The 22,729-nt window shown below is 62.5% G+C and carries 20 protein-coding genes; 10 read left to right on the top strand and 10 right to left on the bottom strand.

The window, feature by feature from the left end; all coding sequences use genetic code 11:
• Nucleotides 1-52 precede the first annotated feature (52 nt).
• From CCICO_RS00295 to CCICO_RS00280, 4 genes are all read right to left on the bottom strand, one after another.
• Nucleotides 53-817 (bottom strand): SDR family oxidoreductase, encoded by a 765-nt coding sequence (locus CCICO_RS00295; RefSeq protein WP_018018447.1) that lies wholly within the window; start codon nt 815-817, stop codon nt 53-55.
• Between the two features lie 61 nt (nt 818-878).
• Nucleotides 879-1,526 (bottom strand): LppP/LprE family lipoprotein, encoded by a 648-nt coding sequence (locus CCICO_RS00290; protein WP_244263958.1) that lies wholly within the window; start codon nt 1,524-1,526, stop codon nt 879-881.
• Nucleotides 1,527-1,652: 126 nt separating this feature from the next.
• Nucleotides 1,653-2,414 (bottom strand): alpha/beta hydrolase, encoded by a 762-nt coding sequence (locus CCICO_RS00285; RefSeq protein ID WP_018018443.1) that lies wholly within the window; start codon nt 2,412-2,414, stop codon nt 1,653-1,655.
• Complete coding sequence (locus CCICO_RS00280; protein WP_018018442.1) at nt 2,408-3,076, bottom strand: DNA-3-methyladenine glycosylase I; 669 nt, start codon at nt 3,074-3,076, stop codon at nt 2,408-2,410. The genes CCICO_RS00285 and CCICO_RS00280 overlap by 7 nt, the downstream gene beginning before the upstream one ends.
• Nucleotides 3,077-3,245: 169 nt before the next feature.
• Between CCICO_RS00280 and CCICO_RS00275 the strand changes: the two genes are divergently transcribed.
• Together CCICO_RS00275 and hrpB are read left to right on the top strand one after the other, a co-directional pair.
• Entirely contained in the window at nt 3,246-3,869 is a 624-nt protein-coding gene (locus CCICO_RS00275; protein ID WP_018018441.1) for a sugar O-acetyltransferase, read from the top strand.
• 10 nt (nt 3,870-3,879) lie between these two features.
• Entirely contained in the window at nt 3,880-6,294 is a 2,415-nt protein-coding gene (gene hrpB, locus CCICO_RS00270) for an ATP-dependent helicase HrpB (protein ID WP_018018440.1), read from the top strand.
• Here the strand turns inward: hrpB and CCICO_RS00265 are convergent.
• Entirely contained in the window at nt 6,283-7,446 is a 1,164-nt protein-coding gene (locus CCICO_RS00265) for an ATP-binding protein (protein WP_026161232.1), read from the bottom strand. The two genes, hrpB and CCICO_RS00265, sit on opposite strands and share 12 nt — an antisense overlap.
• A 369-nt stretch (nt 7,447-7,815) precedes the next feature.
• Here CCICO_RS00265 and CCICO_RS00260 point away from each other — a divergent pair, with 369 nt between their 5' ends.
• Nucleotides 7,816-8,655 (top strand): class I SAM-dependent methyltransferase, encoded by an 840-nt coding sequence (locus CCICO_RS00260; RefSeq protein WP_018018438.1) that lies wholly within the window; start codon nt 7,816-7,818, stop codon nt 8,653-8,655.
• On the opposite strand, the gene CCICO_RS00255 is transcribed toward CCICO_RS00260, so the two are convergent.
• Together CCICO_RS00255 and CCICO_RS00250 are read right to left on the bottom strand one after the other, a co-directional pair.
• On the bottom strand, nt 8,652-9,434 hold the full coding sequence (locus CCICO_RS00255) for a TSUP family transporter (protein ID WP_018018437.1): 783 nt from the start codon (nt 9,432-9,434) through the stop codon (nt 8,652-8,654). The genes CCICO_RS00260 and CCICO_RS00255 overlap by 4 nt on opposite strands.
• Before the next feature lie 9 nt (nt 9,435-9,443).
• Entirely contained in the window at nt 9,444-9,725 is a 282-nt protein-coding gene (locus CCICO_RS00250; RefSeq protein WP_018018436.1) for a metal-sensitive transcriptional regulator, read from the bottom strand.
• Between the two features lie 35 nt (nt 9,726-9,760).
• Here CCICO_RS00250 and CCICO_RS00245 point away from each other — a divergent pair, with 35 nt between their 5' ends.
• The 6 genes from CCICO_RS00245 (at nt 9,761) to CCICO_RS00220 (ending at nt 16,857) form a co-directional block, all read left to right on the top strand.
• Nucleotides 9,761-10,867 carry an AbrB family transcriptional regulator gene (locus CCICO_RS00245; protein WP_018018435.1) on the top strand — a complete coding sequence of 369 codons (1,107 nt, stop codon included), beginning with the start codon at nt 9,761-9,763 and terminating at the stop codon, nt 10,865-10,867.
• Nucleotides 10,868-11,045: 178 nt separating this feature from the next.
• Nucleotides 11,046-12,758, top strand: a complete 1,713-nt coding sequence (locus CCICO_RS00240; RefSeq protein WP_018018434.1) for a carbon starvation CstA family protein — start codon at nt 11,046-11,048, stop codon at nt 12,756-12,758.
• A gap of 16 nt (nt 12,759-12,774) precedes the next feature.
• On the top strand, nt 12,775-13,050 hold the full coding sequence (locus CCICO_RS00235) for a cory-CC-star protein (RefSeq protein WP_018018433.1): 276 nt from the start codon (nt 12,775-12,777) through the stop codon (nt 13,048-13,050).
• A complete protein-coding gene (locus tag CCICO_RS00230; protein ID WP_018018432.1) occupies nt 13,041-13,949 on the top strand; it encodes an ArsA family ATPase in 909 nt (302 codons plus the stop codon). The genes CCICO_RS00235 and CCICO_RS00230 overlap by 10 nt, the downstream gene beginning before the upstream one ends.
• A 10-nt stretch (nt 13,950-13,959) precedes the next feature.
• Complete coding sequence (locus CCICO_RS00225) at nt 13,960-14,727, top strand: NAD-dependent deacylase (protein ID WP_026161231.1); 768 nt, start codon at nt 13,960-13,962, stop codon at nt 14,725-14,727.
• Between the two features lie 828 nt (nt 14,728-15,555).
• Nucleotides 15,556-16,857, top strand: coding sequence for an acetate and sugar kinases/Hsc70/actin family protein (locus tag CCICO_RS00220; protein ID WP_167540122.1), 1,302 nt, complete (start codon nt 15,556-15,558; stop codon nt 16,855-16,857).
• A 172-nt stretch (nt 16,858-17,029) separates the two neighbouring features.
• On the opposite strand, the gene CCICO_RS00215 is transcribed toward CCICO_RS00220, so the two are convergent.
• The gene (locus tag CCICO_RS00215; RefSeq protein ID WP_018018429.1) at nt 17,030-17,545 is read right to left on the bottom strand and encodes a gamma carbonic anhydrase family protein; all 516 of its coding nucleotides are present in this window, start codon (nt 17,543-17,545) and stop codon (nt 17,030-17,032) included.
• Nucleotides 17,546-17,582: 37 nt separating this feature from the next.
• Nucleotides 17,583-18,044 carry an S-ribosylhomocysteine lyase gene (locus tag CCICO_RS00210; protein ID WP_018018428.1) on the bottom strand — a complete coding sequence of 154 codons (462 nt, stop codon included), beginning with the start codon at nt 18,042-18,044 and terminating at the stop codon, nt 17,583-17,585.
• A gap of 753 nt (nt 18,045-18,797) precedes the next feature.
• Here CCICO_RS00210 and CCICO_RS00205 point away from each other — a divergent pair.
• Nucleotides 18,798-21,161 carry an alpha/beta fold hydrolase gene (locus CCICO_RS00205; RefSeq protein WP_018018427.1) on the top strand — a complete coding sequence of 788 codons (2,364 nt, stop codon included), beginning with the start codon at nt 18,798-18,800 and terminating at the stop codon, nt 21,159-21,161.
• On the opposite strand, the gene amn is transcribed toward CCICO_RS00205, so the two are convergent.
• Nucleotides 21,158-22,642, bottom strand: a complete 1,485-nt coding sequence (amn, locus tag CCICO_RS00200; protein WP_018018426.1) for an AMP nucleosidase — start codon at nt 22,640-22,642, stop codon at nt 21,158-21,160. The two genes, CCICO_RS00205 and amn, sit on opposite strands and share 4 nt — an antisense overlap.
• Between the last annotated feature and the right edge of the window lie 87 nt (nt 22,643-22,729).

Genomic DNA, 22,729 nt, shown 5'->3' with positions numbered 1-22,729 from the left:
GGGTTTTCCTCCCTCAACGTGGTGGCAGCCTGGGACTGAACAGAAAGCAATTCTAGATCTGGTCGCGCGGGCGCAGCGTGATGTGATCGACATTCATGTGTGCCGGCAGAGCAGCGATCCAGCGCACCGTTTCGGCGATGTCTTCGGCCGTCAGGTTGAGCTTGTCGGCATACACCTCCTCCGCTTGGTTCTGATCGCCGCGGAAGCGGTTGAGAGAGAAGTCTGTTTTCACTCGCCCCGGGCAGACCTCCACCACGCGAATGGGTTCTTCCCGGGTTTCAATGCGCAGCGCCCGCGTCAGGGCGGCCACCCCGAACTTCGCGGCGTTATAGCCGCCGCCACCGGCGTACACGTTGTGCCCTGCCACTGAGCTCATATTGATAATCTGCCCGGCCTCCTCTGGAGCGGAGCGCAGCAGCGGCAGGAGTGCTTGGGTGAGACGGAGTGTGCCGAGCACGTTCACGTCATACATCCACTGCCATTCATCAATATCGCCCTCTTCCACCGAGTCAAGGCCCTTGGCGCCACCGGCGTTATTAACCAGCAGGTCGCAGCGGGAGATCTGGGAGCAGAAAGCATCCACCGACTCTTGGTCGGTGACATCGAGAGGCATAGCGATGCCGCCGATCTCTTCTGCCAACTCGGCAAGCTGTTCGCGGCGGCGGGCCCCCACGATCACCGTCCAACCATCGGCGGCTAGTGCTCGGGCGCAGGCGGCGCCGATACCGGCGGAGGCCCCGGTGACTACCGCGGTGCGGCCCGTCGTGTTCAGGTTCGGATACTTCTCATTCAGTGTGTTCTCGGCCATAGTGGCCATTATGGCAAAACCCTCCGACACTGGGGGCGGCCTGAACTATTCCCCGCACCCTTGGGTGGTATTAGTCCGGGGGCAGCTCGCCGGACATGATCACCTTCTGGGCTTCTTCATCCCAGTGGAACTCAGCGTGCGACTCGCCAGTCCTATTTGCGGTGCCTTCACCCGGGCGAGGCCAGTGATAGATCACCGACAGGGTGGCATCGTCTACCCGGTCCACCGTGGGCGAGAAGCCATAAGGCTCATAGGTGGCGGTGCCGAGATACTCTCCGTAGTGATAGAGCAGAATGTGAAAGGGCGAGGAGCCAGTGGCGCCTTCGATGGTGATCACGATGGCCGATAGTGCCGCGCAATCGTCAAACATTCCCGTTTGGGGATAATCACTGCTCCACGGCACACCTCCCTCCCAGGGCCGTACTTGAGAAATACTTTCCTGTAGGGCCTGCTCGGCGCTGTGTCCCGAACACCGCGGGGTATCGCCATCAACGTCCGTGGTGCTCTCGCTGGAGCTGGAGTCCGCCTTTACGGTGCTGGTCGAGGTCACCGTGCTGGGAGTGTGCTGCGAGGTGGCACTGCTGTCTGCATGATCGGACGCATGATCGGAAGAGGAATCCTCGCCGTCGGGGCCTCCTAGGAGGGAACACCCAGCGAGCGTGGCGCTCGCAAGAAGTGCGAGGATCGTGGTGCTTCGGCTCGTTCGATTATTCATCATGGATGCCGGCCTTTCGCTGGAGAACGTGTCTGCCCAGACCGCCGTATCACGTGGCCCGGTGGATTGTGTTCTGGCCCAATACTATTGAATTATCCGGCCGCTGCGCGTTAATCCATGTAACTCTCGCTATGCCGTACCGCCTTCGCGCTGCGGCAGCCACCGCTTGATAGCCTCCTCGGCGGCGGTGCGGGCCGCGGTGGAGACAAACATGTGATCAGCACAGTGCGGCACCACAATAAGCTCGCTGTGCGGCAACAGTTCCTGCAGGCGTTGGCCATGCTCGAAGCCCACCACGGAATCCTCCTCGGGGTGCACAATGAGCACTGGTAGCTGGCAGTCAGAGAACTCAGTCTCTGCAGTGGCCGCGACATCCTCGAGGAATGCAGCATCCACCAAGCTGGGATCCAGATCAGGCACATCAGCGGCTGCGGCCTCCACGTGATGCGCGGTAGCAGGAGCGGAAAGCACCACAGCCCCGCTTAAGTGTGCCGCCAATCCGGTAGTGCGGCTTCGTGCCGCAGCACTCAGCACGGCCAGTCCGCCGAGCGAGTGCCCGAGCAGAATCACCCGCGAAAACCGCGCCGTTGCTGCCGCCCCGGCATCAGCTGCCGCCTCGCCGTCGTGCCCACCAACCGGCACGTGGCCGAGCATGGCCTGGGTGACTGCCTCGAGCTCGCCGATATAGGTGGAGTAGAGATGACGGGAGAAGTCCATGCGCAGCGAGCTGTAGCCCTGGTCGGCGAGGAAGCGGGCGAGCTTGACCAAGATCTTGGTTTCTTTGGAGCAGCCAAAACAGTGCGCCATCACCACAAGGGTTTCGCGTGGCTGCGCAGGCATGGTGAGTACCCCGGTGACGCCGGCGATGGTGAGCTGTTTCTTGTTCAGCATCGTGATTCTCCCTCCACTCGTGTTTCCACCAGCCCGACAGCCTGCATCAGTGCGTAGCAGGTGGTGGGCCCTACAAAACGATACCCAAGGCTTTTGAGCTCGCGGGCTAGATGCTCAGCTTCAGCGCTGGTGGTGGGAATCTCGTCCACGTGGGCAAAACGACTGCCCAATGGCTGCTGGTAGCGGGCGATGAGATCGGGCAAGGAGGCGGTCTCACGCGTGCGCAGCAGCACCTGAGCATTGGAGATAGCCGCGGTGATCTTGGCGCGGTTTCTAATAATCTCGGGATTCTGCAGCAGCCTGTCTATCTCCGCCTCGCCCCACCGCGCCACCTCATCGGGATCAAAGTATGCGAAGGCCTCGCGTAGCGCTGGGCGTTTGTGCAAGATAGTGCGCCAGGATAAACCAGCTTGGAAGCCCTCCAGCACGAGCCGCTCGTAGAGGCCGCGCTCATCCCGCACGGGATGGGCCCATTCGGTGTCGTAGTAGTCACGCAGTTCAGGTGTCTGATTACCCCAAGGGATGCGCCAACGGCCATCCTCGCCTTGGGTCAGACCGCGCTGCTCAGGGGTGAGGGCACGCGGCGATGAAGTATCAGAAGCCTCTGGGCTAGACGCTCCCGGGTGGGCAGTATCGTTCGGGCAAGCAGTGGTGGTGTTCATGCCCTGCACTCTAGAAAGAGCACCGGACACCACCCACCGCCACCTCCGCCCCATGGCCCTCTAACTGGCCCACACGCTGGATGAATACCCCGTCACCGCTTACCCCCGTGCGCGCCTACAATGGGTGGGCATGAGTTTTGATGTCGGTACCTATTCCACCTTCGAGTAGATGGCTAAGGGCGAATGGCACCTACCCATCGATAATGAGACCCTCAACGCGGTACATCGCCGCTCGCAGACCCTGATGCGGGATTTCAACGAGGAGCGAAACACTGAGCGGGCCCATGCGATCGCGGAGGAATGGCTGGGCGCTTTCGGCGGTTCCGCCACGATCGTGGCACCGGCCTATATCGAGTACGGGCGTAATACCTTCATTGGCCCCGAGGTATTTATTAACGCCAAGGTCACTATTTTGGACTCTGCCCCCGTGAACATTGAAAAGGGCGCGATGATCGGCCCAGATGTTCGCCTCATCACCATCAACCATCCGGTCTATGACGTAGAGATGCGCCGCCACGGCTGGGAAAAGGCCAACCCCATCACTATCGAAGAGGATGTGTGGATCGGAGCAGGCGTCACGGTCCTTCCGGGGGTGCGGATCGGGGCCCGGTCGGTGATCGGCGCAGGTGCGGTGGTCACCGCCGATGTTCCCGCTGATTCCCTTGCGCTGGGGGTTCCGGCTCGTGTCGTCGATAAGCTCGCAGACAGAGAAGACCGGTGGGAGCGCTCCCAACTTCCGCCGGAGGTACCAGTACGCGCCATGGACTATCGACGCACCATCACCAAGCGCTAGCCTCTCCACCATGAGCCTTCCCTGTGATCTTGCCGCGATAGGCGCTGGCCTGCCGGTCGCCCGCGATATCGCGCTGTTCCAGCAGCGTCTCGCCGAACGCGGCGCCACCGTGGTGCATGCCCCGCCTGGTACAGGTAAAACCACCCTCATTCCGCCGGCTGTGGCCAATGCGCTCTACGAGCGCTCAATCCCTGGGAAGGTGCTGGTTACCGCGCCGCGGCGAGTGGCGGTGATTGCCGCCGCACAGCGCCTTCGTCAGCTGCATCGCAGCCCGCATAGCGACATCGGCTTCGCTGTGCGCGGCCAAAGCGAGCCGGGCAGCCTCATCGAGTTCGTCACCCCAGGCGTGCTGGTGCGCATGCTACTCAGCGACCCCGAACTCGCCGGCATATCCGCCGTGATCCTCGACGAGGTCCACGAACGCAACCTCGATACCGATCTCGCCCTCGGCATGCTCACCGAGCTGCGTCTGCTGCGCGAGGATCTCCAGCTTGTCGCCATGTCCGCCACCGTGGATGCCCGCGCCTTCGCCACGCTTATCGACGCCACCCTCCATCACGTCGACGCCGCCCTCCACGAGGTAGACATCCGCTACCAACCCGGCCCGGCGCGCCTCGACGAACGGGGTGTGACCCGCGAGTTTCTGTCCTGGACGGCGCAGGTGGCCGATGATGCTTTGGCCGAGTCTGCCGGCTCGGTCCTGGTTTTCCTACCGGGACGTCGGGAAATAGAGCGCGTGGCCGAGCAGCTGCACGGCCCGCATGCACAGCTGCATGGCGGACTGAGCGCGAAAGACCAGGCGGCGATCGTGCGCGGTGGCAAAGAGCCGCGAATTGTGCTGGCCACCTCGATTGCGGAGTCCTCTCTCACCGTGCCCGGGGTACACACCGTGGTGGATGCGGGCTTAGCGCGGGTGCCGCGCCGCGATAATCTCCGCGCCATGACGGGTCTAATCACCATCACCGCCGCGCGTTCGGCCATGGATCAGCGCGCCGGCCGTGCCGGCCGTCTCGGGCCAGGTACCGCGATTCGGCTGTGCGAACAGCGTAGTTATGCTGCCGCGCCCGCCTATCCCGCCCCAGAGATCGCTACCTCGGATCTCACCCAGGCGGCACTCACCTTGGCCAGCTGGGGCAGCCCCCGGGGCGAGGGCTTCCCGCTTCTCGACACTCCCCCGCCGGCCGCACTCTCCGCCGCCGAGGAAGTGCTGCGCGGCATCAATGCTGTGGATGCACGCGGAGCCATCACCGAGCACGGCCGGATGATCTCCACCATTCCCGCCGATCCCCGCTGCGCCCATGCGCTACTGAGTGCGGGCACAGCTGCCGCACCGGTGCTTGCCGAACTCACGGTGGGCAGCTCCACGGATCTCAGCACCCCCAGCAACTCGCCGCAGGTGACGCGAGAGACCAGTCGTTTCACCCGAATCGCCACCGCTGCCTCCGCCAAGCAGACCGGGGATGCGCAGCAGTTATCTGCCGGCGGGGTGATTGCACTGGCCTTGCCGGATATGGTGGCCCGCCTAGTCGATGCCGAGCAGCACATCTATCTCACCACCGCCGGCACCAGGGCGCGGCTGATGGATGCGCAGCTGCGCGGCGCTCGGTGGCTGGCGGTAGCGGAGATGAGCCGCGGCACCAACCAGCAGGCTCTGCCTATTATTCGTCGCGCCGCGATAGTCGATGAACAGGAGATACATCAGCTCTATCCGCCTACCAGCACCACCACGGTGCAGGTGCGCCACGGCAAGCTCAGTGCCCGCAAGATCCGACGCATCGGCGCAATCGAGCTGGCGTCTACCCCGACCACTGTGCCCGTAGACGAGGTAGAAGAAGCGCTCGCCCGTGCTCTCGAGGGGGATGGGCTGCGCGATTTCCACTGGAGTGCCGCCGCTTTGCAGCTTCGCCAGCGCATGGCCTTCTACCACGCCCACGACACGACGTGGCCAGATGTCAGCGACGCCGGACTGATTGCCGCCGCCCCTGTCTGGTTGAGCATGCACTACCCGCGACTCGCCGAGGGCATGCCATTGGCAGAGATCGACATGCACCAGGCGCTGTCCGCCCTGCTGCCCTGGCCGGCGGCCCAGGACTTTGATAAGGATGTGCCCGCCAGTATCGCCGTGCCCTCGGGGCGATCAATCCCCGTGGACTACAGCGAGGAACAACCCAGCGTGCAAGTAAAACTCCAGGAGTGCTTCGGCCTCGAAGACAGCCCCGAGATACTCGGCACGCGCATCCGTTTCGAGCTGCTCTCTCCTGCCGGCCGGCCCGTGGCGATCACCGATAACCTCACCCGCTTTTGGGACGGCGCCTATGCAGACGTGCGCGCCGACATGCGAGGGCGCTACCCCAAGCATCCTTGGCCGGAGGATCCCCGCACCGCACCAGCCACCCGAAAAACCACAGCCCAGCTACGCCGTTAGTCTCCTAGAGCGTCCACCACTCATGTGATCACGCAGGTAGGAACGCATGAAGGGCAGTTCGAAATCCACCAACCCGTGCCCCACGGCCGTGATCATCTCAGCCTCAATGAGCCGACGACGATAGGTGCCCACATACTGCGCATCTACGCCCATACGAGTGGCTATGTCCCTTGTTTTTGATGGGCCGTCATCTGCGGCCATCGCTGCAAGGAATGTGCGATCGACGTTTGAGAGGTCGCGCAGCGATGCCTCGTGTACCAGCTGACCCAGCTTGCGCTTCGCCTTTGCTGCCCCCAATTCCACAGAGGCCACGCTGATCATTTCCCCCTCGCGGTGTCGGAAACTCTCTTGTCCAACCAGCTGAATCATGAAGGGATACCCTGCGCACGCCTGCACCGCACTTTCCAATGCTTCCGGCGTGAAACGACAACCACTATTTTCAACTGGCTCTTTGAGCGCTCGGCGAACATCATCATCGGCAATAAGACCAAGATCTACGCGGTTTGCACGGCGCAGAAATGTCACAGGGTTGTCTCCACCAGCGTCTGCTAAGAGAGGATTTACGGATTGCGGTATCCCCGCCATAGCAACAGCAATCTGCCGGTCTTCGCGCACGAGATGTTGTATTACGGCGCCGAAGTCTGTGATTTCTTCTGTGCGATTGTAGTGCAGCTCGTCCACTGTGATCAGTAGTCCGACCGGCTTTTGGTCCAAGGCTCTATCAATATTTTCCTGAATATCGAGATACTGAGTCAGCACCTCTCGAAGAGTCGGCTGTGGACAGTAGTCAGTCGGAGTCGACAGCTGCACGCCTCCCAAGGCGGCTATATTCAGGCCTGTAAGTTTTCTCCTACCTTGGTCGTGCCGATCCTCTGTTAAACGAAACAAGGTATCAGTGAGCCTCTGCGTGAACCCGCGCGTCGCGGTCTCAGAGATAACGTGCCACGACTGCTCCCTCGCTTCATCCTCGTAGGCGTTAAGCAGAACCGTCTTGCCCACACCTCGTAACCCAGTCACTACAGTGACCCGTTCATGCGCCCCAGGACCTTCTTCGAGTGCGTAACGAAATTCTGCCAGCTCCGAAGCCCGCCCCGCCAGGTATGGCGGTGTCGATCCGAGCGTGGCTCGGAACGGGTTAGCTGAGCGGTTCATGACGCCTCCCTTTACTATCTTTTACTATTTTTATTATTTTTACTATCTCGCGCCTACGGCTAAGCATAACCTCGGCGCCTCCTCGAGGACCGCCAACCCCTCGCCGCTCCAACGCGCAACCGCCTCGTCACACTCAGACACTCTGGACCGACTACTTCGGATCCGTTTTCGTCATTGCAACGCTGCTCGTGACACAGTCTCAACAGAAGACATCGCTAGTAAAAAGTGAGTCTGAAGCCAAGGCTTTCGAATGCTAGGCAGGGCTTCAGATGCGCTTTACTATCTTTTACTATTTTTACTATTTCGCCCCACTCACCAGCGTCTCGCACCCGAGATGTGCGACACCCAAAGCCGATAGGATCGGGGGACATGACGAGCCCTTGTCCGAGTGACCACACCTACACGCACGGATATGACGCCTCCGTGATCGATGGACACAGCAAACGTACGGCCCAGAACTCCGCGGGAACGCTGCTTGGCATGCTGCGCCCAGGCATGGATGTGTTGGACATTGGATCCGGCGCCGGCACCATCACCGCTGATCTTGCCCAGGCGGTGGCCCCCGGGCGGGTAGTGGCGGTTGAACGAGACCACACTGCTGCTGAGTTAACACGCCGCACCCTCGAACAGCGTGGAATCAACACAGTCGAGGTGGTGGTAGAAGACGCCCACCAGCTTTCCTTTCCGGATCACTCTTTCGATGTTGTTCATGCCCACCAGGTGCTGCAACACGTGGCCGACCCCGTGCTCGTACTACGGCACATGTGGCGAGTCACCCGCCCCCAGGGCATTGTTGCCGCGCGCGATGCTGATTACACCGCCTTTAGCTGGTATCCCCACGATCCACGCCTCGAGCGCTGGCGCGAGCTGTACCTTTTAGCTGCCCGCCACAATGGCGGTCATCCCGACGCGGGTGTGCGGCTCAAGTATTGGGCGGAGCAGGCAGGAATTCATCCCGCTCGCGTAGGCGCAGCGATCTGGCCATTCAGCACGCCCGACGATCTCACCTGGTGGTGCCAGTCATGGGCGCAGCGCATCAGCAACACCCAACTCGCCACCCAGATTCTCCGCCAAGGCTGGGCGAGCGAGGAGGAATTACACGATATTGCCGCTGCGTTCCGGAGCTGGGGCAGCCAACCCGGCGCCTATTTCATGGTGCCGCACGGCGAGCTCATTGCCCGCAAGCCACACCCGCCTGCCGCCAGTTAAAACGGCTCCCCAAAGATCTGGGTGTAGCTGAGATAGCAGGACATCACTACCACCAGCGTCAACAAGGCAATCCGGATGAGTTTTGTGCCCCCTGCGATCACGGTGCGCGCCCCCAGCTGCGCCCCGGCCACGTTCATCACCGCCAGCGCGATGCCCATGGTCCACCACACATGCCCGCCGAGAATGAATACCACCAGCGCGCCGAAGTTGGTGGCACAGTTCACCACCTTGGCCAGCACCGCCGACTGCAGGAAATTCCGTCCCAGCACGGCGGTAAACACCATGATCAGAAACGTTCCGGTGCCGGGCCCGAACACGCCGTCGTAGAGCGCGATCGCGCCGACCGCGATGAGCACCACCGCTTCTCGACGCCTACTGCTGCGCTCCCGCGCCTGCTCGCCGAAGTCCGGCCGGCACACCACGAACACGCCCACTACCACCAGCATCACAATGACGATCGGGCGCAGCACCTCTTTAGACAACGAGCTAGCAATCAGCGCCCCCGCTCCCGAACTGGCGGCCGCGATCGGAATATAGGTCACCAGCCGGCGCCGCTCCACCTGTACCTTCCGCGACAAAGACACGGCAGCTGAACCGGTGCCGAGACAGGCCGCGAACTTATTAGTCGCCAGCGCCACCACGGGGGAGGCGTGGGGCAACACCGCCATGATCACGGGGATGAGTACTAGCCCGCCACCACCAATTACTGCGTCGATCCAGCCGGCGGCGAAAGCACCACCCAGCAGGACGAGCCATCCTCCTAGTCCGAGTGAAAACATGGGCGGCTCCTACTTCACTAATCGGGCAATGGCGCGCGAAACCTCCGCGATTTTATCCTCGGCTTCCTGGCCGCCGTGGGCTGCTGCCGTGACCACACAGTGCGAGAGGTGATCGTCGAGAAGCTTAAGCGCCACATTATCGAGCGCGGCGCGAGCTGCCTGAATCTGGGTGAGCACATCGATGCAGTATTCATCCTCATCCACCATGCGGTGAATGCCACGGACTTGCCCTTCGATGCGCTTGAGGCGCGCGAGATAGCGCTGCTTGTCGCTGTCATATCCGTGACTCATAGGATTGATTCTAAAACCGAGACGAACAAAGAGAGGTGAGCTCTGTGCGTGCCCAGTGGAAACGGTGGGCCATCGTGGTCCCGCTCTCTATCGCGCTCGGGTTAATTCTGAGTGCGCTTCATGTGCCGGCCGCCTGGATCCTGGCCGCGATCATCGCCGCGGCCGGCTCGGCCATCCTGCACGGCGAAGAACTGATCGTGGATCCGCGGCTGACGAACCTGGCCAAGTCCTTCATCGCGATCATCGCCGCCCTGCCCTTGGTGCGCACCCCCGCCGGTGAGCTGGTGCGCTATATCGCCCCAGGGCTGCTGTCCGCTGGGTTCACGGTGGCGCTTGCCTTCGCCGGTGGATGGCTGCTGTGGCGTGGCTCGCTGCGCCGAGCCCGGCGCGCCGGCGTGGATCCGCACGACCCCACCGTGGTGGTCTCCCCAGAAACAGGGGTGCTGTCCCTCTTCGCTGGCGGCGCCTCAGTGATGCCGCTGCTGGCCAAGGATCTGGGGGCGGATTTCCGCTATGTCACCCTCACCCAGTATCTACGGCTGCTGAGTGTGTCTATCATCATGCCGCTGGTGGTGGCCTGGGCCCATCTCAGCGGTGGGGCTAGGCCGAGTGAGGAACACACCCAGCCCTTTACCTGGCTGTCTGCCGTGGCCGTTGTGGTGATCGTGCTCTTCGGCGGGCGGCTCGGAAAGTTGCTGCACATGCCCGCAGCCACCATGCTCGGGCCGATGCTGCTCACCGCAATCGTCGCCCTCATACTCGGCCCCGAGCACTCCCTCGCCCTGCCGAATGTGGCGCGCGACTTCGCCTATGTCTCCATTGGCTGGATGGCCGGCGGCGGGCTCTCGGTGGCGGCGCTGCGCTCTTTTTCCCATCAGCTGCCCCTGACACTTGGACTGATAGCGGTGCTTATCGGCGGCTGCGCCGGCTTGGCGTGGGTGATCTCGCAGTGGATGGGCATGAGCTATATCGACGCTTTCCTCGCCACCAACCCCGGCGGTCTCGAAACCGCACTGGCCTTGGGCTCGGAAACCGGCGCCGTGGAGATCGTCGCCGCCATGCAGATCGTCCGTCTCATCACCGTGCTCTTTTTAGCCGGCTGGCTGCCCAGCGTGCTGCGCTGGCTGCAGCGAGTGCTCTAAACCCGGCCGCTGCCACTGAGAGGTCGCGGGTAGGAGCGGAGGAGGGTGGCGTAAATAAGCATGCATCGCCTCCGCCCACGACGCCCGAATTCGCACCACCCGCCGCCCCCAGCTGTGACGTGATATGACACACTAAGATGCACACTCATATCAGCGATCACACTCTAGGGGTGAAGAAATGAACTCTTTGTGGCTCATCCTCATCGGTTTAGCGATGATGGGCGCCGGCTACCTCCTGTACTCCCGCTACCTGTCATCACAGGTGTACAAACTGAACAAGGACTACGCCACCCCCGCCCACGCCCTCGAAGACGGCGTGGATTTCGTGCCCACCAACAAATACGTGCTCTGGGGCCACCACTTCACCTCCGTGGCGGGCGCGGCACCCATCGTGGGACCTGCCGTGGCCGTGATCTGGGGCTGGCTGCCCGCCTTCCTCTGGGTCACCTTTGGCACCGTGTTCATCGCCGGAATGCACGACTTCGGCGTGCTGTGGGCCTCCGCCCGACACAAGGGCCAATCCATTGGCACCCTGTCCGGTAAATACATCGGTACTCGTGGCCGCAACCTCTTCCTCGTGGTCATCTTCCTGCTGCTGCTCATGGTGGTTGCCGCCTTCGGCGTGGTGATCGCCGGCCTGCTCGTCTCCACCCCGAGCGCAGTGATCCCCACCTGGGGCGCACTTGCCGTGGCGCTGCTCATCGGCCAGGCCATCTACCGGCTGAAGTGGAACCTGCCGCTGGTGTCGCTCGTAGGCATCGCGGCCCTTTACGGGCTGATCATCCTGGGCGATCGCTTCCCCATCACCCTGCCCGAATCCACCTTCGGTCTCGCGCCCGAGGCAGTGTGGATTCTGCTGCTGTTCATCTACGGCGGTATCGCTTCCCTGCTACCGGTGTGGGTGCTGCTGCAGCCACGCGACTACATCAACGGCCTGCAGCTATTCATCGGCCTCGGCATCCTCTACCTATCCGCGCTGATCACCACCCCCACCGTGGTCGCCCCGATGGTGAACACCAACCTGCCCGAGGGCACCCCATCCATGGTGCCGCTGCTGTTTGTCACCATCGCCTGCGGCGCTATCTCCGGCTTCCACGGCACCGTGGCCTCCGGTACCAGCTCCAAGCAGATCGACAAGGAAACCGATGAGCGTTTCGTCGGCTACTTCGGCGCAGTTGGTGAAGGCCTGCTCGCCCTCGGTGCGATCGTGGCCACGACCGCTGGGTTCGCCAGCCTCGCAGACTGGGAGGAGATCTACTCCGAGTTCAACGCCGGCGGAGTGGGCGCTTTCGTTCAGGGCGGCAGCTCCATCATTAACGAAGGCCTCGGCTTGCCCACCTCGCTCTCTGCCACCGTGCTCGCCACCATGGCGGTGCTCTTCGCCGCCACCACCATGGACTCCGGTATCCGCCTGCAGCGCTTCGTGGTACAGGAAATCGGCGGCATCATTGGTGCGAAAGTCTCCGCAATCTGGGCCACCATCATTGCTGTCACCGTGGGTCTGGCACTCACCTTCTCCACTGGCGGCGATGGCTCCGGCGGCGTGCTCATCTGGCCGTTGTTCGGCACCACCAACCAGCTCATGGCGGCACTGTCGATGTCCATCCTCGCCGTGATGCTCGCCCGCCTCTCGCGACCGATCTGGCCGGTGGTGATCCCGCTGCTCTTCGTGCTCGTGATGTCCGTGTGGGCGCTGGTGGTGCAGCTGAAGAAGTTCCTCGCCGCCGGCGACTGGCTGCTCGCCAGCCTGGACATCATCATCTTGGCCTGCGCCCTGTGGGTATCGGTAGAGGCACTCTCCGCGGTGCGCCGCGCCCGCGAGCACAGCGAACCGGATGCGGCCTTCCCCGAGGACTACCCCGAGCTGGCCACCTCCTCGGCCCGGAACTAGCGAGGCGATATCCACCATGGCCTGGCCCGCACAGTTTCTCGACGCGATCAAGAAGGTGGGCCGCGGCATGGAGGAGTTTTATGTCTCCCCCTACCGCGCCACTTTCGCCCAAGCCCAGCGGGAAGAAGACGACCTCTTCATGATGCTCGTGCTGTCCGAGGCCCTCGGCATCGACAACCCCGCCAGCTTCTACACCATCGAACTTCTTCCCATCATCTACGAGGACTTCCACGCCTGGCACACCCGCATGGGCCTGGAGCACTCACCCGTGGAGCACATCCAATGCTGCTAGACACCCCCGTGATCTTCTTCGGCGGCAAAGGCGGGGTGGGTAAAACCACCCTCGCCGCTGCCACCGCGCTGCGACTCAGCGACACCCAGCCCACCCTGCTTGTTTCCACCGACCCAGCCCACAATATTGGGCACATTTTCGACGCCACCCTGAGCGATTCCCCGACCGCGCTGACATCCACGCTCTCCGCGATGGAACTGGACCCCACCGAGGCCGCCAACAGCCACATCGCCAAGGTGGAAGACACCATGCGCACCATGATGCCGGAGCGGCTCCACGGTGAGGTGCGCAAACATCTCACCCTGGCGCGCACCTCCCCCGGCACCCACGAGGCCGCCCTGCTCGAGCGGATCGCCGATGTGGTGCTCAACCACCGCGAAACCTTCAGCCACATCGTCATTGACACCGCGCCCACTGGGCACACCTCGCGGCTGCTCGCCCTGCCCGAGCTCCTCGGGGCGTGGACCGATGGGCTACTCAAGCGGCGCGGACAATCCGAAAAATTCGGCGAGATCGTGCGCGGCTTCTCTGGGGAGAAAGAACGCAGCCGCGACGCCGAGATCCGCGGCATCCTCACCCGCCGCAAGCACCTATTCAACCGCTTCCGCGAGGTCATCCAAGACCCAGCCACCACCTCCTTCGGCTTGGTGACTCTCCCCGAGAAAATGCCGGTGAGTGAATCCATCGAGCTCTACCACACCCTGCAGCACTTGGGCGTGAATGTGGGTGGGGTGTACATCAACCGCTGCTCCCCCACCGACCAGGGCGCGTTCCTCGCCGCCCGCGCCGAGCAGGAGGCCAGCTATATTGCTGAGCTTGATCAAAAGGTGGATGTGAAGCAGCAGCGCCTGCCACTGCTGCTGAGCGCCGAGCCGGGAGAGATCGCCCGACTTATCTAGCATGGAAGCTATAGACCACAGCAGCATCGCCACCGCCGGAGACCTCGCCCTTCACTCCGAACGCATCGAGGTATTCACCGGCGCGGGCATGAGCGCCGACTCCGGGCTGGAGGTGTATCGCTCTGCCGAGTCCGGCCTGTGGGACCATGTGGACCCGCAGGCCATGGCCTCTATCGATGCGTGGGCACGCGACCCCGAGCCCATGTGGGCCTGGTATTTGTGGCGGGCACGGCTGGCGAGCAACGCCTACCCGCACGCTGGGCATCTTGCGATCGGCGAATGGGAGCGACTCCAAGATGTGCACGTGACCACCCAAAACATCGACAACCTGCACGAGCGGGGCAACTCCCGCAACCCCACCCACCTGCACGGCTCGCTCTTCGCCTTTCGCTGCTGCATGTGCGGCAAACCCGCCCGCACTCCCACCTTGCCCGGTGCGCCCAGCCCGCGGCTGAGCCCGCCTAGCTGCTCGCTATGCGGCAACCTCATTCGGCCCGGGGTGGTGTGGTTCGGCGAACCGCTGCCCCAGAAGCAGTGGCAAGCCGCAGAAGAACGCATGGCCACCGCCGACCTCGTGGTGATCGTGGGCACCTCCGGCATTGTCCAGCCCGCCGCCTCCCTGCCGCTCATCGCTGCACACATGGGCGCGAAGCTTGTAGAAATCTCTCCCCAAACCACCGAGCTCACCCCGCAGGTGGACGTGTTCATACGCGCCACCGCCCAGGAGGCACTGCCCGCCCTCGTGGCACACGTTCGCGAAGGGCTACGGCAAGACTAAGCAGCACCGACGAGAGCTGCGCGGGCCCGGCCAGGAGACCACGCGGGTGATCCACGCATTGTCACCGCAAGCGCGCCCTTCCCCGCACGCAGCGGACGCCGCTGGGCGATAAGGGGCGCCTAGTCCTAGGCCTGCTTTCTTTGTGCGGGCGTGAATCCTATCCAGCAGCGCTCGTGCGCTCAGGGGGCTAGTTTCTACTTCGAGGCAGCGGATCCTGAATCCACCAATCACCCTTTCGCTGTTCCATCGTTTTCATGTGGTTAGGCTTCACACACCCTCGATCACACAGCGGCTGGAGTGGGCCCGTGTGCCGCCCTTCCACGAGCCCCTCGTCGTGTTCTCATACTTAGCGATATCTCAGCCCCGTGGCGGACCCACCGTGGCAGCGATGCGGCTCGTGCCTCAGTGGGCATCTCAGCTTTCCTTCATCTGTACCCCCATCCCCCTCACCATCGAGATGAATTTGTGGATGCGACATGTATGTGCAGTAGGTTCTCTGGGCCGGAACTCCACTGTCGTTACAGCGAGCTCTCTAGTGTTAATTCCTAATTATTAAGCGGTCATCTCATGTGGAAGGCTTCATGGCCCTGATAGGTCCCTGAGACATCCGACATTACCCCCATATGTGTAGCTTGGGCGTTAGTTCAGTCACCAGCGAAATGACGGAATATTACACCTGTGCACACGCACAGTAGCAGGTCACTATAAATATTGCCGTGGAAACCTAAAGTCCCAGCGCAGCACACCGAAATGAGAGGAACCTGAGAACACTGTAAACACCAATCGCCGTTTTCGTGGTCTATGAAGCCTATGCATAGAATGACTCGCATGAAATCCCCCGCAACACATACACCAGTCAAGGAAGACATCAGCGTCCTTTCCCCCTTGGCAGGTCAAACCTTTGTGTATACGGCGGATACCCCTCTAAGCCGCTGTCTATCCGTCCTTCAACAGGGCACCCAGATGATCCGTCAGGACCTCATCGAAGCCGCCGAGCTCAGTCAGCCGACCATCACCCGCGCGGTGACCACGCTGATCGAATCGCGGCTGGTGCGTGAACGCCCGGACCTCATCGTTCCTCGCGGCCCGGGCCGTCCGCGTATCCCGATCGAGCTGTCTCCGTCGCCGTGGCTGCATGCCGCCATCGCCATCGATCCGCATGGATTCCACGTGGCGCTGTACGGCACCCGCGCGGATCTGGTGGTGGATCAAACCATCACTCTGGACCCTGCCACCACTAATCCCGCCCACTTCGTGGACACCATGATCGCCGAACTTCGCACCCTGGTGGCCGAGCACGCATTGCCGCTCGCCGCTATCGGCATCATGGTCCCAGCCCGAGTGGATCGTGGGACTGTGACCAACGCCGAATGGTATTGGCGCGATGTGGACATCCTGCACCCCTTCACCGAGGCCTTCGGGGTCCCTGTGGATGTGGAGGATCTGGCCACCGGCACCGTGCTGGCCCAGTATCTGGAGCGTGGCGCGTGTCTGGCACAGACCAAGTCCCCGCACCAGGTGGCTGTTCTCGCCGCGGGCGATACCGTCGGCGCGGCCTGGACCAGCACCCATGGCGTCTCCGGTGCCACCCGCCTGCCGCTTCCGGATTCGGAACTGCTCGGTTTCGACACCTGCGAGTCCTCCGCTGGCCATGAGATCCACAGCTGCGATGCACACGAAGTGCTCTCCACCCGTGGCTTCTTGGCTGCCGCAGGCCGCCGTGGCATCAAGACCGCCTCGCTGTGCGGAATGGTGGAGCTCGCCGAGTCTGATGATGAGCGGGCCGAGGCTGCCCGCGGCTTGCTGGATGAACGCGCCCGCCTGCTGGGCTCGATCGCCTGCACTATGGCCGCTGGGCTGGATGTAACCACCGTGATTGTCACTGGTTGCGCCTTCGCCCACGACCCGCGCGCAGTCGAGATCGTTCGCTCCGCTCTCCGCGAGGCCGGACACAGCCACGAGGTGGTCTACTGCGATAACCTGCAGGGCACCTACACCTCTGCGGCTCGGGCGATTGCCGTGCGGCCGTTGTTCACCGACCCCACGCTGATCTCCGAGCGGCTCTTCCCGAAGCGCCGGATCACCACCACGCGCCGCCGCCGCACGCGACGCCGCCGCCAAACCACCTAGAGCACAGAGCCCGAGGATGCATGGCGTCCCAGCACCCAGGCGCCAGGCTCCTCACGGCTCTTCTGCTCTAGCACCCCACCCATCCATACATCAGCCCCTTGTCCGCTGAGCGCACGAGCGCATCGCGGACAGGGGGCTTCGACCTGTGTGAGGTCACAGGGGCGAGAAAGCTTTAGAGGGGCGCTTCTTGAAGTTGGGCCGTTTCTACGTAGCGGCCGGCATGGGCGATGAAGTGCTCGCGGTCGCCTTCGTCAAGCTGGCGCCGAACTTTCGCCGGAACTCCCGCGGCAAGTGAGCCGGCGGGAATCTCTTGCCCCTCCAGTACCACGGCACCGGCCGCCACAAGGCTGCCGGTGCCCACGCTGGATCCCGATAACAGAGTGGAGTGCATGCCGATCAGGCAAGCATCGGCCACGGTGGTGCCGTGCACGAGACTCATGTGCCCCACCGTCACGTCCTCGCCGAGGGTGCAGGGTGCATCGCGATCCACGTGCAGCACCGAGTTGTCTTGGATATTGCTGCGAGCGCCCACTCGGAGCGAATTAATATCCGCCCGCAGCACGCAGCCATAGAACACGCTGGCCTCTTCGCCGATCACCACATCACCGATGAGGGTGGCATTGGGCGCCACCCAAGCGGTGGGGTGAATCTGCGGGGTCTTATCGCCGATGGGGATGATGGTAGCCATGTGTTCATGCTAGCCAGATCCGCGGGCGTGCCGGCTGCTAGGCGTCTACAGTCTCCCACTCGGAGCGGTGCTCGAGGAAGCTGCGCACGGCCTGCTGAGCATCATTCAGCGAGTGGTTGGCGCCCCATCCGCACTGCACTTCATTGGCGGCGGGCACCTCGGTGGCGTCGAGAATATCGCGCAGGGTCTGCTCGAGCAGTCCATAAAACTCTTCTGGTTCCACCCCAAGCATGAGGGCGTAGAACCCGGTTTGGCAGCCCATGGGGGAGAAATCGATGAGCTTGTCGGTGTGATTGCGCATGTGCTCGGCGGTGAGGTGCTCAATCGAGTGAATGGCGGGCATCTCGAGGTGCCCCTTATTGGGCTGGCTAAAGCGCACATCGTATTTGATCAGCACGTCCCCGCCGGGAAGCTCCTTGTGATCCGCGATGCGCACATAGGGCGCGGCCACCTTGGTGTGATCTAGGTTGAACGATTCCACATTCATACGGTCAGTCATGGCCACCAGCCTACCGTAGACCACCCTGTCTAGTGGGAGACTGCACGCGCTTATCGACGCCACCTCGCCCCAACAACCCCATCCCCTCGGGCAATGTCATCTCGCGGCAGCTATTGCCATTTCGCCGCAGCCGACTAGGAAGAGGCTGAGCATATTTCTCTTATACAAATGCTATTCCTAAGCTTCATTAAGCAAAAGAAAAGGATTCGGTACCCGCATTCCCTCAAAACGAGCACCGAATCCTTTTAATTTCATCCGCGGGGCACCCACCCCAACGGACTACACTATTTCCACCACAACACGCGCTGACCTCCGAAAAGATCATGCCTGCCGGGCGGGTAACCGTCTACCTCAACGGCTAAAAAAGACTTTGCCAGTTCATTACTTCCCCGTCAATGTGGCGAGCCTGTGACCGTTACATAACACCCCCATACGGGGGTATTGTTGGAGGAGTAGCCACTTTTCTTCGCCCTAACAAACTGCGAATTCAATTCTTATTCACATAAACACTTGACACATAAAACACCGATCACTAGCGCCAACGCCCAGCCCCTTGCCCACGGGCCCTCGCCGCACTCCACGGAAGGATCCACGGGCGGCATCACCCTAGGGTAGACAGCCCCTACAACGTGAGCTATTCCTCGCAACCTCCGCACCCTCCCAGAATTGATCACTGTTTAAGATAGCGAGTGATCCTCTCGCGATCTTCTCCTCCAAGCGCCTCATCGGCCCTGAGCACAAAGCAGGTTAGACGTGTCCGCCCACCATGTAGACGTAGCCATCATCGGCGCCGGCATCTCCGGAATCGCCACCGCCCACTATCTCTCCCAGATCCCCGGACTCAGCTGGATCATCCTCGATGCGGCGGATGATCTCGGCGGCACGTGGCACACCTTCTCCTATCCAGGACTGCGCAGCGATTCCGATATCGATAGCTACTGCTTCTCCTTTTCCTCTTGGACCGGCAGCAGGCCCTTGGGTACTGGCGAGGAGATTCTCGCCTATCTGCGTCACACCGCCGAGCGCTTCGATCTCACCTCCCACATGCACTTCGGCGCCCACGTACGCTCCGCCAACTATGACAGCTCCACCCAGCGCTGGAAGCTGCAGTATGTGGACGCACACACCGGCACCTGCCACGAGCTCAGTGCTCATTTCCTCCACGCTGCCGCCGGTTATTATGACCACGCCCACTCCCACCAGCCGGTGCTGCCTGGAGAGGAGAATTTCGCCGGCAGAATCGTAGATCCACAGTTCTGGCCAGAAGGTCTGAACCTCAGCGACGCAGCGGTGGCTATCGTTGGCTCCGGCGCCACGGCCGTCACCCTCGCCCCAGCACTTGCCGCCACCGCCCGGCAGGTGACGCTCATCCAACGCACCGTCAATCACACCGCGGTAATGCCCAACACCAATCCTTTAGGGCCCGCACGGTCAGTATTGCCACAGCGAGTGGTGGACACTCTGGATCGATGGCGAGCCATCGGCACCCAGGCGCTCACATTGAAGGCCTCCCACTTCGCGGAGAACACCGTTAACCGCACTCTCTCGCGTCACCGCCGGGCCATCATTGGCGATGAGCTGGAGGCCACGCACTATCAGGCCCGCTATCCTCTCTGGAGCCAGCGGGTGTGCCGAGTACCCGATGGGGACCTCTTCCACGCCATCGCCAGCGGCGAGATCACCGTGCTCACCGACAGCATCGACCACATCAGCACCCAGCACGTTCACACCACAGGCGGCACTGCGGTGGAGGCGGATGTGCTGATCAAAGCCACCGGACTTCAACTACTGCCCCTCGGCGGCATCACTCTATCGGTCGATGGTGCACGCATAGCCCTTGAGGAGACCACCGCTTGGCGCGGCATGTGCCTGGATGGGGTACCGAATTTCTCCTTCACCCTCGGCTATGTAAATGATTCCTTCACCCTCCGCGCCGAGCTGGTGGGCCGCTATCTCGCGCGCATGATCACCTTTCTGCGGCGCCACGGCCACGGCGCCTTTTGCCCCACTACTCCGCCGGCGGGACCACGCAGACGCATCATTGATCTCCACAGCGGCTATGTCGAACGTGGTATCGCCCAATTCCCCAGTGTCACCGACACCGACCCGTGGACTCTCCGCAACGATTATCTGCGCGAGGTACTGGACTTTCGGCGCACCGACCCCAGCACAGACATGGCCTTTGCCCCTGCTGTTGCCATCCGCGCGGACGCACCCGCCAGCACAACCGCCGCGGCAGCACCGCTGCCCGAACCCACAATGCTGAGCACCTCCCACGGCTCGGTGCGCTATCGCCACATACCGGCCGCAGACTCCCTTGCAGTGGTGTGTATCCACGGCATTGGCCGCGGCCTGGAGGATTTCGATTCCCTCAGCGAGCAGCTGAGCGCTTCCTCTTCTGAGGGCTCAGCCCTAGAAATTCTGAGCCTCGACATTCCAGGCTTCGGTGCCACCCCAGCGCTGCGGGGCGAACATAGTCTGCCGCAGATGGTGCAGGCGCTATGGGAGGCGGTAGATGCGATTGTTGGTGCCGACCGGCCGGTGGTCTTGGTGGGGCATTCCCTGGGTGGGGCACTGGTCCAACGCATGGCCTCTGCCCAGCCTTCGCGCTGTGCGGGATTAGTACTGCTGGCACCCTCAGGCTTTTCTCGCTCGATCACCCCAGTAGTCACAGCCGCCGCCGTGCCGGTGCTGGGGCGAGGGTCGATGGCGCTATCGCATCCGCGGGTGGTGGCCGCGGCAGACAATGCAGCAGTGCATGAGCCATCGTCCATTAGTGCTCGGCAGCGGGAAGTCTCACTGCGCTGGGCGCAGCATGAGGATCGGGCAACCACCTTTGCCGCCATCGCCCGCGCGCTCGTGGGCACACCTGCCGCCCAGCGCATGGCACCGGCTAGGCACTGTGCCCGCATCTGCCGTACCCATGGGATCCCCGTGGGTGTGGTGTGGGGTACCGAGGACGCGGTGCTCGGCATTGAGCAGCTGGATCAGCTCCGCGCCCTGCACCCCGACGCGCAGGTGACGGTGCTGCCTAGCTGTGGTCACATGGTGATGAACGAGCAACCGGCTGCCACCGCCCAAGCGCTTGTGGCCCTGCTGGCGCGGATCAACGCCTAGCGGAAGGGCACCTCGCCGATGGTGCGCCGCAGCTTCCTTGTGCGCAGCCGACTTTTGTCCTGGGCGAGGGATTCCACGGCCCGCACCGCACACATCACGTGCGCCTCCTTCGAGGAGGAATAGAAGGCCTGCGCCCCGCTGGGCAGCTTCGGCACCGCGTGCAGCGGCAGATCCGACACCGACAGCAGCGTGCCATAGGGGATGCGGTAGCGATAGCCATTGGTGGCCAGCGCCGAGGATTCCATGTCCACCGCCACCGCCGTGGAGCCGCGGAACATTTCCCACAGGGTGGTGGGGGTGTGCCATTCCCAGTTGCGATCATCGGTGGAGAGCACCGTGCCGGTGCGCATCATGTTCTTGTCTTTACCATAAATATCGCGCACCGCATGCTCTAGCGCCCGCTGCACCTCCGGCACAGCCGGGATGGGGGTTGATAGCGGGATGCGATCATCCAGAATGTGATCGCGCCGCTCATAGGCATTGCCCAAAATAAGATCGCCGATGCGCATGCGGCCGTCCAGGCCCGCGCAGTGGCCGATCATCACCCACATCTCCGGGCGCAGCACCGCCAGACAATCGGTGGCGGTTTTCGCATTGGACGGCCCCACCCCAATATTGACCATGGTCAATCCATCGTCATTGGGTGCAATGAGGTCATAGCGCGGCATCTGATAGTGGCTCTCCAAATTGAGCTGCTCCAGGCTTATGTGCGCCGCCTCCTCCCGCGACACCCGCGTGCCATCAGGCAACCACAGCTCGGTATAGCGGGAGCCCTCCCTCGCTAACTCGTGTACGGCATAGGCCACGAACTCGCGGGTGTGCATGGCGTAGTTGGTGAAGAGGATGAAGTTCTGCACGCCCTCGATGGGGATGCCGGTGTAGTGCTCGATGCGCTTGATGGCGATGTCGAAGCGCTGCGGGGAGAAATGAAATAGCGGGCGTTCATCATTGCCCTGCTGGTGGAATACGTCCCACTTGGCGTCGATAATGCCATCGTCCACAAAGTCGAGGCTGGGGCGCGGCAACCGCACTCCGAGCTGCAATGCCTGCTGCAACTTCTCCGAGCGGTCCAAGCCATCGATGTATTCGGGCGGGATCTGCTCCCGGGAATAGCCGACGTGAATGGTGCAGGGATAATTACTGACCAGACGATCAATCATCTCGGCAAAGTAGCGGCCCATCACCCGCGGCCGAGACACGGTGGCACAATATCGGCCGGCGGCGTCCACATAGCCAAAGGGCTGAGCGCGATCGATAGGACGCCAGCTGTGTACATCGATCACCAGCCGCGGATAGCGCACATCGGCATATTCCGCCCACATGGCTGTCTCAATTACACGCTCGGCGAGCCGCGTGGAGGCGTCGTAAAGCTCGCAGAGCCGCTCAACCGCCTCCTCGGCGGAAGCACATACCCGATAGCCGCCAATTCCCTCCGCCTCTGACTCGGAGGGGGTGATGGTCTCGCCATCAGTGTTGGCCATAGTGCGCGCTCCTTCTTCAGTCTCTTATAAGCTAGGGCCCACACTATGCGTATACATACATTTCTGCAGGACTTGCGGATAATAGCT

Source organism: Corynebacterium ciconiae DSM 44920 (assembly GCF_030440575.1).
Lineage (GTDB): Bacteria > Actinomycetota > Actinomycetes > Mycobacteriales > Mycobacteriaceae > Corynebacterium > Corynebacterium ciconiae.
Note: the sequence above shows the minus strand (reverse complement) of the source record. Positions and strands in the feature narration are given on the sequence as shown.